14 protein-coding genes, 1 tRNA gene and 1 riboswitch are annotated in these 16,008 nt (G+C 31.6%); all 15 genes read left to right on the plus strand.

Features of this window, described 5'->3' with window-relative positions; genetic code table 4:
* The first annotated feature begins 55 nt into the window (after positions 1-55).
* The 15 genes from P695_RS0101070 (at position 56) to dnaK (ending at position 15,980) form a co-directional block, all read left to right on the plus strand.
* Positions 56-132, plus strand: a tRNA-Arg gene (locus P695_RS0101070).
* A gap of 59 nt (positions 133-191) precedes the next feature.
* Positions 192-917 carry a DUF3196 family protein gene (locus P695_RS0101075; RefSeq protein WP_028126470.1) on the plus strand — a complete coding sequence of 242 codons (726 nt, stop codon included), beginning with the start codon at positions 192-194 and terminating at the stop codon, positions 915-917.
* On the plus strand, positions 910-1,227 hold the full coding sequence (locus tag P695_RS0101080; RefSeq protein ID WP_028126471.1) for a hypothetical protein: 318 nt from the start codon (positions 910-912) through the stop codon (positions 1,225-1,227). The genes P695_RS0101075 and P695_RS0101080 overlap by 8 nt, the downstream gene beginning before the upstream one ends.
* Positions 1,217-2,737 (plus strand): APC family permease, encoded by a 1,521-nt coding sequence (locus tag P695_RS0101085; protein ID WP_169728732.1) that lies wholly within the window; start codon positions 1,217-1,219, stop codon positions 2,735-2,737. The genes P695_RS0101080 and P695_RS0101085 overlap by 11 nt, the downstream gene beginning before the upstream one ends.
* Positions 2,737-4,035 (plus strand): GTPase ObgE, encoded by a 1,299-nt coding sequence (obgE, locus tag P695_RS0101090; protein ID WP_028126473.1) that lies wholly within the window; start codon positions 2,737-2,739, stop codon positions 4,033-4,035. Before P695_RS0101085 ends, obgE begins: the two co-directional genes overlap by 1 nt.
* Positions 4,031-4,774: an NAD(+) synthase gene (nadE, locus tag P695_RS0101095; RefSeq protein ID WP_028126474.1), complete on the plus strand. Its 744-nt coding sequence runs from the start codon at positions 4,031-4,033 to the stop codon at positions 4,772-4,774. Before obgE ends, nadE begins: the two co-directional genes overlap by 5 nt.
* A 49-nt stretch (positions 4,775-4,823) precedes the next feature.
* A complete protein-coding gene (locus P695_RS0101100) occupies positions 4,824-5,099 on the plus strand; it encodes a TIGR04561 family membrane protein (RefSeq protein ID WP_028126475.1) in 276 nt (91 codons plus the stop codon).
* Entirely contained in the window at positions 5,066-6,013 is a 948-nt protein-coding gene (locus tag P695_RS05245; protein WP_051437281.1) for an MSC_0882 family membrane protein, read from the plus strand. Before P695_RS0101100 ends, P695_RS05245 begins: the two co-directional genes overlap by 34 nt.
* Before the next feature lie 111 nt (positions 6,014-6,124).
* A riboswitch (nucleoside riboswitch) is annotated at positions 6,125-6,186 on the plus strand.
* A 62-nt stretch (positions 6,187-6,248) separates the two neighbouring features.
* Entirely contained in the window at positions 6,249-7,790 is a 1,542-nt protein-coding gene (gene guaA, locus P695_RS0101110; RefSeq protein ID WP_028126476.1) for a glutamine-hydrolyzing GMP synthase, read from the plus strand.
* An 8-nt stretch (positions 7,791-7,798) separates the two neighbouring features.
* The gene (gene guaB, locus P695_RS0101115; protein WP_028126477.1) at positions 7,799-8,929 is read left to right on the plus strand and encodes an IMP dehydrogenase; all 1,131 of its coding nucleotides are present in this window, start codon (positions 7,799-7,801) and stop codon (positions 8,927-8,929) included.
* Positions 8,930-9,303: 374 nt separating this feature from the next.
* Positions 9,304-10,173 carry a hypothetical protein gene (locus P695_RS0101120; protein ID WP_028126478.1) on the plus strand — a complete coding sequence of 290 codons (870 nt, stop codon included), beginning with the start codon at positions 9,304-9,306 and terminating at the stop codon, positions 10,171-10,173.
* Positions 10,174-10,326: 153 nt separating this feature from the next.
* Entirely contained in the window at positions 10,327-12,471 is a 2,145-nt protein-coding gene (locus P695_RS05250) for an ATP-dependent Clp protease ATP-binding subunit (RefSeq protein ID WP_051437284.1), read from the plus strand.
* A 48-nt stretch (positions 12,472-12,519) separates the two neighbouring features.
* Positions 12,520-13,539, plus strand: coding sequence for a heat-inducible transcriptional repressor HrcA (gene hrcA / locus P695_RS0101130; protein WP_028126479.1), 1,020 nt, complete (start codon positions 12,520-12,522; stop codon positions 13,537-13,539).
* Positions 13,540-13,541: 2 nt separating this feature from the next.
* Positions 13,542-14,174: a nucleotide exchange factor GrpE gene (locus P695_RS0101135; protein ID WP_028126480.1), complete on the plus strand. Its 633-nt coding sequence runs from the start codon at positions 13,542-13,544 to the stop codon at positions 14,172-14,174.
* A 12-nt stretch (positions 14,175-14,186) separates the two neighbouring features.
* Positions 14,187-15,980 carry a molecular chaperone DnaK gene (gene dnaK / locus P695_RS0101140; protein WP_028126481.1) on the plus strand — a complete coding sequence of 598 codons (1,794 nt, stop codon included), beginning with the start codon at positions 14,187-14,189 and terminating at the stop codon, positions 15,978-15,980.
* Positions 15,981-16,008: the final 28 nt, after the last annotated feature.

Raw genomic sequence — 16,008 nt, forward strand, 5'->3', positions numbered from 1 at the left:
TTTGTTTATTAAATTTACTATTAAAATATGGTATAACCTATATGTAAATTTATTTGCCCATGTAGCTCAGTTGGATAGAGCACGCGCCTTCTAAGCGTGAGGTCGGAAGTTCGAGCCTTCTCGTGGGCACCAATAGAAATCCAATCATGCTTAGGCATGATTTATTTTTTTATGAGAAAGGAATTTGAATAATGTTTTATGAAGAACTAAAAAGTGAAATTGAAAAATTATGTGTCGAAAAAAAATACGACCAAGCTTTAGTCTTAATTAATTCAGAATTACAAATGCCTTATGTGCCTCAAGACTTTGAACAATATTTAATTACTTTAAAAAAGGAAATTTCGCTGCATCTAATTGATACTAAACATCAAAAACAATATGACTTAAACGAAATTGTTGGATTATTACATGATGAACAAGACCTAGTTAGTCAAGCACTTGCTATCAAAGCTTTAGAACACATTAATGCGCGTGCAATTTTAAAAGAAATTGAACAGTACTTAATGAATTTAAACATGCCTGATGAAAATAAAACTTTAATTTTATTTGCACTATATTCACAACAAATTGACCAAGAATTAAAAATGCAAAAACATAACGGAAGTTATTTGATTAAACCAACTGAACTAAAAATCCAAGCCTTTAATGAGGATTTTGACAATGTGGCGATGACTATTGAACAAATTATTGGGGTTGAAAATCCAAGTATTTCGCAAATTGCTTGCTCTTCTGCTTTGATTTATATGTTAGTTAATTTTCCTGCCCCCCACCAAGTTTCTTTAAATAATTTAACAGCCGCCATGATTTTGCAAGCTTATCATTTTTTAGGGTTAGAATTATCTTATGAACAACTCCAAACAATGATTACTTTTGATGTGGAAGTTGTTAAATTAATTTTAGGAGGGAAAAATGAATAAAGTTAATTTCAATGCTCAGGCATATGAAAAATTTTATGATTTTAAAGATGTGATGGTCCAAGCTTTTGGCATTGGCTGTTCATTATGTGGAACCGAAGAAATTGAATATGTTTATCAAAATCACCCACCAACAATTGGAAATTTAATTAAAAATCAAGCTAAAAATTTAACTGATCAAGAAGTTGATCAGTTAATTGAAAAACCTTTATTGAATTGACAAACATTTGATGAAACTAATGCTAATCAAATGATTCCAACATTTTTATGTGTCAATTGTTTTGACATAGAAAGCGATTATGATGAAAAATAAGAAACGTCTTTTTGAATTCTTAACGATTTTCACAGCTGTTGTTGGTACAATGGTTGGGGCTGGAATTTATGTCAAAAATGACAACGGTAATGGTCATGTTTTAGGAAATGTGCAAAACCCAATTATGGCCATTATTTTATGAGGCATCATGGCTGTGGTTTTAGTTTTTACAATCATTGTGTTTTTAGAAATTGCTAGTTCGACAACTAAAGATGGTAATGGCACACTGGCCAATTGAGCAAGAAAATTTTGAAATCGTCGTATTGCTAGTGGGGTGAGCATCTTTTTTACTTTTATTTATTTACCAATGAACTATGCCTTTTTTTCGACTTTAATTGTCCAATATTTAATGCAAGCAGCAGGAGTGGAATTAAATCTCACTCAAAAATATATTTTATATTTAATTGTTCCAGCGATTTTCATTTTATTTATGGGAGCGATTAACTCATATGCCAGAACTGTTGGAAAACATATCCAAATTTTTGGCACCTTTTTTAAATTTATTCCTTTATTCTTAGTTTTTGTCGCTTTTATTGTTCCTGATACTACTTGAGGTGTTTTATTTGGTACTCATCAAGATATTGGTACAGGTAATTCGTGATCGACCAGTTTTGAAAATTTAAATGGGGTTAAAGTTTTATCTGGGTTTGCCCCCATCTTATTTGCTTTTAATGGTTTTATTTATGCTGCTAATATGCAATCTGAAACTGAACATCGTGATGTCGTTGCCAAAGGAATTCTCTTTGGTGTCCTTTTCACGGGAATTTTTTATGTCTTAATTGCTTTTGCTTTATTTACAGGTTCTAAAGATGGTAGTGTGGTGAGTTTTTTTACTTATTTATTTTCCGGATTTAATGATCTTGCAACTGTCAGTTCCACAACCAAAAATATGGCTGTTTTATTTTCTAATTTAATTTTAGTTTCTGTGACTTTTTTAGGTGTTAATTCTTATACGTTAACTGGAACAAATAATATTTATACTGATACTCAAAAAGGGATTTTGTGGTCGAATTCTAAATTTATTCGTCGTGCTCATGCAGGAATGATCCAAGCTGGCATTGGTTTAATCTATTTATTTGTCTGAATTCCTGTGTCTTTAGCTAAAGGTCAACAACCAGGTTATATGTTGGACCAAATGTCCAATTTTGGTGCCACAATTTGTTTTACGATTTATACAATGCTCGTTGTTTTAGCGATGGTCAATCGTAAAACAAATAAAGTTGAAGTAAGTAAAATGAAGAATGGTTTATTTTGAATTTCAGCTATCATTGCCACGACAATGCTTTCCTTGATTATTGCTTTTCAAATTTATGATTATTTCTCTTCTAGTGAAATCATTAAACCAATTATGGCTGGAGTTGTTCTTGGTGTGTTTGTTGTTGTTTGAATCACAAATGAAATTTTGATTTGTAAAAAACCAATTAATCTTGAGCAAATTGAACTTTTAAAAATCAAGTCTGAAGCAAAAGAAAGTATAATAATTAAAAGAAGACGTAAAGAGGTAAAATAATGAAATTTATTGATAGTGCTAAATTTTTAGTTAAAGCCGGAAAAGGTGGAGATGGTGCTGTTAGTTTTTTACATGAATTGTATGTAGAAAATGGTGGTCCTAATGGCGGAGATGGTGGAAATGGCGGGGATGTCATTTTCATTGGTGATAGTGGTAAGCATTCATTGTTAGATCTTAAAGTGCAAAAAATTTATAAAGCTCAAGATGGGAATAAAGGTGGCATCAAAAATATGCATGGTGCTGCTGGAGATGACAAAGTCATTAAAGTGCCGGTGGGAACTGTTTTAATTGATGAAGCAACAGGTAACATTTTAACTGATATTGATGCTCATGATAAAAAAGTGATTGTTGCTAAAGGTGGACATGGTGGTAAAGGAAATGCTCGTTTTGCTAATTCACGTAACAAAGCTCCCACTATTTTTGAAGCTGGAGAACTTGGTCAAGAATTTAATGTACGTGCTGAATTAAAAGTGTTAGCTGATGTTGGTTTTGTTGGTTTACCAAATGCTGGTAAATCAACATTACTACGTGCCATTTCTAACTCAAAACCAGAAGTGGCAGACTACCCATTTACCACTTTAAATCCCCAACTTGGGGTGGCAAAAGCACAAAGTGGACAAACATTTATAGTGGCTGATTTACCTGGTTTAATTGAAGGGGCAAGTTTAGGTAAAGGACTTGGCCATGAATTTTTAAAACATATTGAACGTTGTCGTATCATTTGTCATGTGATTGATTGATCAGGAAATTATGGTCAAGAAAGTATTATTAAAAACTACGAATTAATTCGTAAAGAATTATTGGATTACAATATGAATCTAGACAAACGTACTGAAATTATTGTTGCCAACAAAATGGACATTGATGAAGCGCAAATCAATATGATGGATGAAGAAATTTTAAAATATTTTAAAGACAAAAAATTGGTGCAAGTTTCTGGATTGACACGCCAAAATACCAACCAATTATTAAACATCATTGCTGAAGAATTAAAAACAGCTCAAATGATTCCTCTATGAGAAATGAGTGAAAACCAAAATCCTGGGGTTAAGGTTTATACCCTTGATGAACCAGTTGTGGACATTCAAATCTTTAATCGTGGGAATGGTCGATGAGAAGTTGCTGGGGATACTGTTTTTAGAATTTACCAAAAAACCCCAATTGCCACTCATGATAACTTATTACTCTTTAATGAAAAAATGAAAAAAATTGGTGTTTATGAACAACTAAGAAATCGCGGTGCTAAAAAAGGTGATTTAGTTAAAGTGTTTGAATATGAATTAGAGTGAATGGATTAAGATGAAATTAGAAAAATATTTAGATTATCTTGTCGAATGAATTCGCCAAGCCGTTAAAGAGGCCCATGCTGATGGGGTGATTGTTGGAGTGAGCGGTGGCATTGATTCTGCTGTGGTCGCTCATTTAGCTAAAAAAGCTTTTCCAAATAATTACTTAACAGTGTGAATGCCAATTAATTCTAGTCACCAAGATTGAGCATGCCAAGAGATTTTAGTGGAACAAAACCAATTTAAATGTGTCACTGTTGACCTTTTAAAATCATTTAAACAAATGAGCAAAGTTTTGAAAAAAACTGGTGTTGAGTTAAGTGATCTTGCTTTGAGTAACACCAAAGCCAGATTAAGAATGTCAACGTTATATGCTCTAGGTCAATCCAAAAAATATTTAGTTTTAGGAACTGATAATTTAGATGAATGACACATTGGTTATTTCACTAAATATGGTGATGGTGGAGTGGATTTGGTTCCAATCATTCATTTATTAAAACGCGAAGTGAAACAAGCTGCTAAAATCTTTGGTGTACCTGATGTAATTATTGATCGTCCTCCCACAGCTGGTTTATGAGAAAACCAAACTGATGAAGCTGAAATCGGCTTTAGTTATGATGACATTGATGCTTATTTAATTGGGAAAAATAATAATCCCGATTTGAAAAAACGCATTGATGCAATGCACCTAACTAGCGAACATAAACGTAATTTGGCTGCACAACCACAAGAATTTTTAAGGGATAAATAACAATTAGACGCCTGTTTTGTTAAAATAAATAAAAGTGTGAGGTGAATTAGTGTTTTTAGCATCGTTAGAAGTTTTCGGAATTAATATTTCATTAAAAGTTTTGCTTTATGTCTTTATTTCTATTGCTGGATTAGCATTATTGATTTATTTATTAAACTTGCTTTTTCACAAAACATCAAAATCAACACAGACTAGTGAAGAACTAGCCAATCTTAAAAAAATTGAAACTGATATTCAACATGTCGAAGATGAAATTCAATCAATTTTAAAAGATCGTAAGAAAGGGAAAAAATGGACTTCTTTAATAAAAAAAATGAGAACTTAAATCATCAAAAACCAACTGAACAGACTCCAGTGTATGTTAATGATGCCAATATCAAAAATCCATATCAACAATCACAATTTGTCAATCAAAATTTAAACAATGACCAATTAGCACAAAACTTAGGTTTTAATCAACCAGTTCATAGTCCAGTCAGACCGAATTTTACTAAAAAAGAATTAGAGCATGTTGAGGTTCCCAACCAAATTGCTAAAGAAATTCGTTTGCAAAAACTTTCTTTAGCAGGCATTATGTTTATTGGTTTTGTCTTGTTATTTGTTTCAACTTTCTTTGTCTTAGTGCATTATTTAGCACCAATTGTTGATCAAGCTCAACTAAAAATTCCTTTAAGTTTTATTCCTAATCCAGTTGTGATGATTATTTTAATGATTGTCTCATTATTGTTCTTCATTATTGGTTTAATTGATTCAAATCATTTAAGAATTGGCTTAAAAAGTTATAAAACCGATTTATTAATGGGTGTTGAAAAAATTCCATTCTTTATTATTCGTAATTATAAAGCTCTAATTGCTCGTCCAATTTACATGAATTGAATTTCTTTTAGTATTTACTTTTGAGGGGGCATTGTGATTGGGATTTTCTTCATTATTAAAACTGCTTCTAAAAATAATCCCTCAATGAATACAGAAATCATTATTATGATTGCTATTCTTGGTTCGACATTATTTATTCATATTGTTTCGCTATTTTTTACGAGAGCAAGAAAAGGTAATATTAATGCCTATTATGGTTATGAAATTGTTCCCTTTGACCAAGTCAAAGATGTGAGAAAAAGAACTAATCGTATTTGTATGGTCATCTTTTTCATCTTATTAACCTTAGTCTTATTTATTGTGATTATTCCTTGAATGATTGTCAGAAAAAACAAAAATAAAGCGATCATCCCCTTTCTTTAGTAAAACTTGTCAGTTGACAAGTTTTTCTTTTACTAAAGAAAATAAATTTCCTTTTTCAAATGCCTAATTTTTTGTTAATATATAGAGAACAATTGAATAAATAGGCCAAAAACTTATATATGCTAGAATAAAGGTCTAGCGTCTCTACCCTTAACCAATTAAGGACTATAGGTTATCTAAAGTAAGTTTTTGTCAATCACAAAAACTTACTTTTTTTGGTCTTTGAAAGGAAGCAATGCACAAAACACAAATTATTATTTTAGACTTTGGAAGTCAATATACCCAACTACTAGCACGTCGAATCCGTGAGTTAAATGTTTATGTTGAAGTTGTTGATTACCAAATTTCTGCTCAAGAAATTAAGGAATTTGCCAACTTAAAAGGGATTATTTTTTCCGGAGGACCAGCTAGTGCTTATGATGCAACTGCTTATCAAATTGATCATCAAATTTATAGTTTAAATTTACCAATTTTAGGCATTTGTTATGGCATGCAATTATTGGCTCATGATTTTAATGGTGTTGTTAGTCAAGCTGACAAACAAGAATTTGGTAAAGCAATGATTAACATTACAAAACCTTGTTTATTAACTGAACAAGTACCGCCTAATTCAATAGTTTGAATGAGTCATGCTGACCACATCGACCAAATGCCAACAAGTTTTGAAGTCATTGGCACTTCAAATCATTCCATTGCTTTAATTAAACATAAAACAAAACCTTTTTATGGGATTCAATTCCATCCTGAAGTTACCCAATCTGAATTTGGTTTAACAATGTTAAGTAATTTTATTTTCCAGGTTTGTCAAAGCACCAAAGATTGATTTATTAGTGATTTCATTACTGATGCCATTAAAGATATTCAGCAAACAGTTGGTCAACAACATGTTGTTTTAGGATTATCTGGTGGAGTTGATTCTTCAGTCAGTGCCGCTTTAATTCAAAAAGCTATTGGTCATCAACTAACTTGTGTGTTTGTTGATCATGGATTATTACGTAAAAATGAAGCTGATGAAGTGATTGGTTTTTATGAAAAACATTTCGATATGAAAATTGTCAAGATTGATGCTAGTGAAATGTTTTTCAAACATTTAAAAGGTGTTGTTGAACCTGAAGCAAAACGTAAAGTTATTGGTAAATTATTTATTGATGTGTTTATGAATTATATTGAAGAACATAACCAAGAAATTAACTTTTTAGCGCAAGGCACAATTTATCCAGATATTATTGAATCTTCAAAAAAAGGACACAGTTCCAAAACAATTAAATCACACCATAATGTTGGTGGTTTACCGAAAAACTTAAAATTAACCTTGCTTGAACCAATCAAAGATTTGTTTAAAGATGAAGTGCGCCAAGTTGGTAAACAACTTGGTATTGACGATAAATTAATTAATCGTCATCCTTTTCCAGGACCCGGATTAGGAATTCGCATTATTGGGGAAGTGACTAGAGCAAAATGTGATTTACTTCGTGAAGTTGATGCCATTTTTATTGAAGAATTGCATAAAAATGATTTATATAATCATGTCTCACAAGCATTTGCCACACTTTTACCAGTTAAAACAGTCGGAGTCATGGGAGATAATCGCACTTATGATAGTTTAGTTGCTTTACGTAGTGTGAATACAATTGATTTTATGACTGCCCAAGCAACCCATTTACCATGAGACTTTATCGACCATGTTGTTAGTCGCATCATTAATGAAGTTGACGGTGTGAATCGGGTGGTTTATGATGTGACCTCAAAACCACCAGGCACAATTGAATGAGAATAGGAGAACCAATGAAAAATTTAAAAATTCAAAATATTGAACAAGCCTTAACTTTTGATGATATTTTAGCAGTTCCTGCTTATAGTGAAGTTTTACCAAAAGATGTTTGTTTAAAAACTAAACTAACTAACAAAATTAAATTAAATATTCCTTTAATGTCATCAGCTATGGATACTGTGACAGAATCTGCAATGAGTATTCAATTAGCCTTACTTGGTGGTGTTGGTGTAATTCATAAAAACTTATCAATTGCCCAACAAGCCCAAGAAGTTAAAACAGTTAAAACTTTTAAAGTTGAAAAAGAGCAATATCCATGTGCTAATTTTGATGAGCAACAACAATTAATTGTTGGTGCAGCCATTTCCACCAGTGAAGATGCTTTAATGCGCCTACAAGCTTTAATTGAAGTTGGGTTAGATTTTGTGGTCATTGATTCTGCTCATGGACATTCTTTAGCAGTGATTAATTTAGTAAAAAAAGCCCGTAGTTTATATCCTGATTTACAAATCATTGCTGGTAATATTGCGACATATCAAGCAGCTAAAGATTTACATGAAGCTGGAGTTGATGCTGTGAAAGTCGGCATTGGTCCAGGAAGTATTTGTACAACCAGAGTTGTTGCTGGAATTGGTGTTCCCCAAATTACAGCCGTTGCTAATGTTTATGCCTATTGTCAAGCATATGATTTGCCTTTAATTAGTGATGGAGGGATTAAATATTCTGGAGATTTAATTAAAGCTTTAGGAGTTGGGGCTGATGTTGTGATGCTTGGTTCAATGTTTGCCGGAACTAAAGAAGCACCAGGAAATGTGATTACAATTAATGATCAACATTTTAAATCTTATGTTGGTATGGGCTCAATGATTGCTATGGAACGTGGAAGTAGTGATCGTTATTTCCAAAAGGACATTAAAAAATTAGTGCCTGAAGGAATTGAATCATTAGTTAAATATAAAGGTGAAGTGGCTAATATTATTTATCAATTAGTTGGTGGTTTACGTTCTGGAATGGGATACACCGGATGTAAAACGATTAGTGAAATTAAAGATAAAGTGGAATTTGTGCGCATTACTTATGCTGGGCTGAGTGAATCTCATCCCCATGGTGTTGAGATGGTAAAAGAACCACCAAATTATAAATAAGTAAAAATAGCCTTATGGCTATTTTTGCTCTATTTTAATGATATTTAAGCCAAACTATTTTTATCACACTTCTATAATTTTATCATTTTATCAATTGTAAATTGATGCTTGCAAATGGAAAATTTAAATTCCAAAAACAAAAAAATTATTTTTTAAAAAAGTAAATTAATTTACCTTTTTTTCTTTGTTTTTTCCTTAAAATATAGATGAGAGAAAATTAAAGAAAGGAACACTTTTATGTATATAGATTTAAATAACGAGCACAATACTTTCGTTGATTTTTTTCTAGAAACTGTTGTTCTGATTTGGAAATCATTTTAAAAAATTAATTTGGTAAATTATTAGTGTGATTAGTCACAGAAATGAGTAGTAAAATGTTAAAAAAAGAAATTATACTTTCATCTAAAAATCGCATCCCTTTTATTATTGGCTTGATTGGTTCTGGGTTATCGATGTATACAGGCTTATTTATAATATCATTGCCTTTAATTTTTAAATTAAGTCCTAATATTAATAGTCATATTGATTGAAAAATTTGATTAATGGGAGCTTCTGTTTTGGTCACTGGCTTGTTGTCAACCGTTGCTCATTCCTTAGTTATTGCTTGTCGTTTTACAATGAGAAAAAAATTTTATATTGCTCTTGTTGTTGTCTTAGTTTTTTGTTCCATCCCTTTTATCAGTGCTCCATTTGCTTGGATTCCTAATATTGTTGTTTTGGTTTTGCTAATTATTAATCGTAAACAAGATGAAATTTTTGCCCCAAAAAGTGACCAAGTTGATTTTGATGAAAAGGTGATCAAAATCAACAAAACTTTAAAAACTAAAGCACAGTTCACTTTACAAAATCGAACTTTGTTTATCATTGGTTTAGTCTTTAATGGTGTTGCTCTATTAGCAACTCTCGTGTTTTTGTTAATCTTATTGGCTTCTACTTATAAACCAAATCTAAGAGAAGATTATTTGAATGAAACAGCTTTATTTACAATCTTTGCAATTTACGCTTTATTAGAAATTATGATGGTAATTATGTTTTCATTAATTCTGGGTGAAAAATTAGTGATTAGCAAAAACTCTTATTTATTTTTTATGGTTGTACTAGTGATCAGTTCGATTCCTTTTGTGAGTTCAGCTATTGCAGTGGTACCAAATTTAATTATCACCATCTTTTTAGTTATTCAACAAAAACAAGAAAAAGATGTTGTGCATAATTTTAAGACCAAAAATCAACAAGTTAATCAATAAATGTTTTGTTTAATAGTTAAAAAAAATAAAATGACCCCAAATTTTTGGGGTCATTTTTTTGCATTTAAAGAAGATTATTTTTTTAGCACTCTATACTTTACATTGCTAAAAGTAATGTTATAATTTTTTTAGTTAATACATTTGGAGGTAACTATGGATGTGCAAGAAAAAGGAAAAGTCAATGATGCATTGGCTAAATATACAAGGGATTTAACTAAAGACGCTAAGGATGGAAAAATTGATCCAATCATTGGACGAGATGAAGAAATTATGAGGGTGATTCGGATTTTAAGCCGTAAAACTAAAAATAACCCTGTTTTAATTGGAGAACCTGGAGTTGGGAAAACTGCTGTTATTGAAGGTTTGGCACAACGAATTGTGCGTGGAGATGTTCCTTCAATTTTGAGAAATAAACGTATTTTAGAACTTGATATGGGAAGCTTGATGGCTGGAGCAAGTTATCTTGGTGATTATGAAGCACGTGTCAAATCAATTGTTAACGAGATTAAACAAGCAAATGGGGAAATCATTTTATTTATGGATGAATTACATTTAATTGTTGGTGCTGGAAAAACTAGTCAAGCTGGTGGGATGGATGTTTCTAACTTATTAAAACCATCACTTGCTCGTGGTGAATTAAAAGCAATTGGAGCAACTACTTTAAATGAATATCGTGAATATATTGAAAAAGATGCAGCCTTAGAACGTCGTTTTCAAAAAGTGATGGTGCATGAACCAACAATTGAACAAACAGTTTCAATTTTACGTGGTTTAAAAGAACGTTTTGAAAATTATCATGGAGTAAGAATTCATGATAATGCCTTGGTTGCTGCTGCTGATTTATCAAGTCGTTATATTTCGGATCGCTTCTTACCAGATAAAGCAATTGATTTAGTGGATGAGGCTGCTGCTGGGATTAAAACCGAATTAGCTTCCGTGCCTGAAGAATTAGATAAAATTAATCGTAAAGTGATTCAATTAGAAATTGAACGTTCTGCTTTATCCAAAGAAAAAGATAACAAATCACAAGAACGTTTAATCGAAGCAGAAACCGAATTAAAAGGTTTGAAAGTTGAACAAGATGTTTTAAATACACAATGAGAATCTGAAAAGAAAGTTTTAGAAAAAATCAATGGTTTTAAAAACACAATTGAACAATTAAAAAACGAATTAGAAGTTGCTCAAAACGAAGGTAATTATAAACGTGCAGGAGAAATTCAATATTCATTATTACCAGCTTTAGAAAAACAACTACTAGATACTGAAATGAATGCTAAAGAAAGTTTATTAACAGAAGAAGTTAATGAAGCTGAAATTGCCACAATTGTTGCTCGTTGAACAAACATTCCAGTGGATAAATTAATTGAATCAGAAAAAGCTAAACTTCTAACTTTACCAGAAACTTTGAAAGAACATGTCAAAGGTCAAGATCACGCTTTACAAGTGGTGAGTGAAGCAATTCTGCGTAGTCGTGCCGGGATTAAAGACCCGAACAAACCAATTGGAAGTTTCTTATTTTTAGGACCAACTGGAGTTGGAAAAACTGAAGTGGCGCGATCACTGGCTGAAGTGATGTTTAATTCCACTAAAAAAATGATTCGTCTAGATATGAGTGAATATATGGAAAAACACTCTGTTTCGAAATTAATTGGTGCTCCTCCGGGATATGTTGGTTATAACGAAGGGGGAAGATTGACTGAAGCTGTCCGCAGAAGTCCCTATTCAATTGTCTTATTTGACGAAATTGAAAAAGCCCATCCTGATGTGTTCAACATTTTATTACAAATTTTAGATGATGGAAGAATTACTGATTCTTTGGGAAAAACTGTTGATTTTAAAAACACAATTATTATTTTAACTTCTAATATTGGTAGTGAACATATGTTAAATACTGATGATGCATCAACAATTTCTCCGCAAATGTTAAATACTGAATTGCAAAAACATTTCCGTCCAGAATTCTTAAATAGAATTGATAGTATTGTCACTTTTAACTCATTATCTAAAGAAGTTGTGATGGAAATTATTAATAAAATGTTAAATGAATTAGCAAAACGTTTAGAAATAACTAATTCTTGATATATTAGTTTTTCAGATAATGTGAAACTAGACATTTTAAATAATGGTTATGATCGTCAATACGGAGCCCGTCCAATTCAACGTTATATTGAAAAAAATCTTGAAACATTACTTGCTAAAGAGATTATTAGTGGTCATTTAGTAGAAGATAAAAGATACTTAATTGATGTTGATTCAAATAACAATTACATCTTAATTGATGCAACAAATTTTAATTAGCAACATCATCATTTAAGTGCTAAAATATAAAATGAAAGTGGTGATTTAATGTTGACCAAACGACAACAGGCGATTTTAAAAGTAATTGTGCAAGAGTTTATTCGAACAGTGCAACCAGTCGGTTCAAAAACAATTATGGAACTTTTAGACTTCAATGTTTCTAGTGCCACTATTCGGAATGAATCAGCTATTTTAGAAGATTTAGGGTTGTTAGAAAAACAACATACATCTTCTGGACGTGCTCCTTCGACACAAGGTTATCGTTATTATGTTGATTTCTTGTTAAATAAAACAAGTAATGATGACTTAAAATATCATCTTAAAAAATTAATTAATTTACGTAATGACAACATTGAAGACGTGATTGATCAAGCAACCGAAATCATTAGTGAGATGACTAAATTAACAGCAATTATTTCAACTAAAGAAAACAAAAACAATGTTTTGTTAAAAAAAATTGATTTAATTCCTTTGTCTGATGAAAATGCTTCTGTACTTTTCATTCTTTCTAACGGTTCAGTCGAAAAAAAGGTTTTTAATCTAAAAAACATCTCATTATCTGATTTAGCAATTTCAATTAAGTTATTTTCAGATAACTTAATTGATAAAAAAATTACTGAAATTGCTCAAATTACTAAAACGTTAAAAGATGAATTAAAAATTAGTGTCAAAAATTATGAATTTATTTTCCAATCATTTTTAGGAGCCATCCTGCAAGGTGGACAAGAAACTAAAGAAATGCATGGAATTAAATACATGTTAGAAAATCCAGAATTTCATGATACTGTCAAATTAAAATCAATTATTGAAATTATGGAAAAAATGTCTCCTTTTGATTGGTATGATGTGAGATATGGTGCTCATCGATCAATGAATAAAATTGTGATGAGTATTGGTCGAGAATATGGTGACAATATTGATGATGTAGCAATGCTGGGGGCTGAATTTGAAATGAATGGCAAATCAACAGCCATCACATTAGTCGGCCCAAAACGTATGGATTATGAACAAGCAATTCAACTCATCGAATGATTAATTGAAATTGTGAATGAGAAGCAAAAGGAGTAGAGATGAGTAAACATAAAAAAGATGAATTTCAAATGACGTTAGATTTCTTAGGAAGTCAAGACCCCGCAATGAATATTAATTATAAAAAAATTGTGGAAGACAAAATTGAAAAATATGAAGATGAAATTAAAAAACTAAAAATTGAACTTAAAGAAGTTGAAAAATTAAATTTAGAAAATGCAAAAAAAATTCAAGAGCAAGACGAAAAACACATTGCTCAATTAGAAGAGCGAAACTTAATGAATGTCGCAACAGTGCAAACCATGGCGCGACGACATGAAGAACAAATCAGGGACTATCGTAAATATGGTGGTACTAAATTAGCTGAAGACATTATTAAACCAATTGATTTATTTAGAAAAGTACTTGCTTCACCAGTTGCAAGTGAAGAAGTTAAAAATTACTTAATTGGTTTTGAAATGTTGAGCAAACAAATGCAACAAGCATTAGAAGATAATGGGATTAGTCAAATCCCGGTCAAACCAGGAGATAAGTTTGACCCAACAATTCATAATGCAAATGAAGCAGTTGAATCTGCAGAATGCAAACCAGGTGAAATTGTAAGTGTAATTTCAAATGGATATAAATTATATGAGCGTGTGATTATTCATGCCTTAGTGAAAGTAGCAAAATAAGAGGATAAAAAAATGGCAAAAGAAAAAATTATTGGAATTGATTTAGGAACAACAAATTCAGTTGTTTCTGTAATGGAGGGTGGACAACCAATTGTCTTAGAAAACCCTGAAGGACAACGCACAACTCCGTCAGTTGTGGCATTTAAAAATAGCGACATTATTATTGGTGGGGCTGCTAAACGTCAAGCTGTGACTAACCCAAATGTGGTAAGTTCAGTGAAACGTAAAATGGGGGCACATGACAAAATTAATGTGAACAACAAAGATTACACCCCAGAACAAATTTCTGCTGAAATTTTAAGATACATGAAAAAATATGCAGAAGACAAACTTGGTCAAACAATTACTAAAGCTGTTATTACAGTTCCGGCATACTTCAATGATGCACAGCGTAAAGCAACTAAAGATGCCGGAATTATTGCTGGGTTAAATGTGGAACGTATTATTAACGAACCAACGGCTGCAGCTTTAGCTTATGGTTTGGATAAACAAGATAAAGAACACAAAATTTTAGTTTATGACCTAGGGGGAGGAACATTTGACGTTTCGATCTTAGAACTAGCTGATGGAACTTTTGAAGTGTTATCAACTAGTGGAGATAACAAACTTGGGGGAGATGACTTTGACCATGTGATCACTGACTGATTATTAGAACAATTAAAAAAAGACCAAGGTGTTGATTTATCAAAAGATAAAATGGCTTTACAAAGATTAAAAGAAGAATCAGAAAAAGCTAAAATTAACCTTTCTTCACAATTAGAAGTGGAAATTAATTTACCATTCATCGCGATGAATGAAAACGGACCAATATCTTATGCAACAACCCTAACAAGATCAGCTTTTGATAAAATGACAAGCTCACTTGTGGAAAGAACTAGAAAACCAGTTGAAGATGCTTTAAATGCAGCAAAATTGAAAGCTAGTGATATTGAAGAAGTGTTAATGGTTGGTGGTTCAACAAGAATTCCGGCTGTTCAAACTTTAGTGAAAAAATTATTAAATAAAGAACCAAACCGTACAATTAATCCTGATGAAGTAGTGGCGATGGGAGCTGCTATTCAAGGTGGAGTGTTAGCTGGAGATGTGACTGATGTGTTATTACTTGACGTTACACCATTATCACTTGGAATCGAAACAATGGGTGGAGTATTTACTAAATTAATTGAAAGAAATACCACAATCCCAACTGAAAAATCACAAATTTTCTCAACTGCTGCTGACAACCAACCAGCTGTGGATATCAACATTTTACAAGGTGAAAGACCAATGGCTAGTGATAATAAATCACTTGGAGAATTCCAATTAACAGGAATTAAAGCAGCTCCAAAAGGGCAACCACAAATTGAAGTAACTTTTAAAATTGACGTTAATGGAATTGTTAGTGTAACTGCTAAAGATAAAGACACTAATGAAACTAAATCAATTACCATTTCTAATTCAGGAGCATTAACTGAAGCTGAAATTGAAAAAATGGTGCAAGAAGCTAAAGATAATGCTCAAGCTGATGCTGAAAAAGCCAAACATGTGGAATTAAAAAATAAAGCTGAAAGTTACATTAATGTTTTAGAAACTAGTTTAAAAGATGCTGGAGATAAAATTAAACCAGAACAAAAAGAACAATCAGAAAAAATGATTCAAGAAATTCGTGAGTTATTAGCCAACCAAGATTGAACTAATTTAGAAGCAAAAATGAGTGAATTAGAACAAGCAATGAAAATGGCTGCTGAAATGGCACAACAACAAGAAGATCAAAATGCCAAAACTGATGCACAAGATGAATCAGCTGATGATCAAAACAAAAAATAACCAAAATGACTAACAATCGTTAGTCTTT

It is taken from the genome of Williamsoniiplasma lucivorax ATCC 49196 (assembly GCF_000518285.1).
Lineage (GTDB): Bacteria > Bacillota_I > Bacilli_A > Mycoplasmatales > Mycoplasmataceae > Williamsoniiplasma > Williamsoniiplasma lucivorax.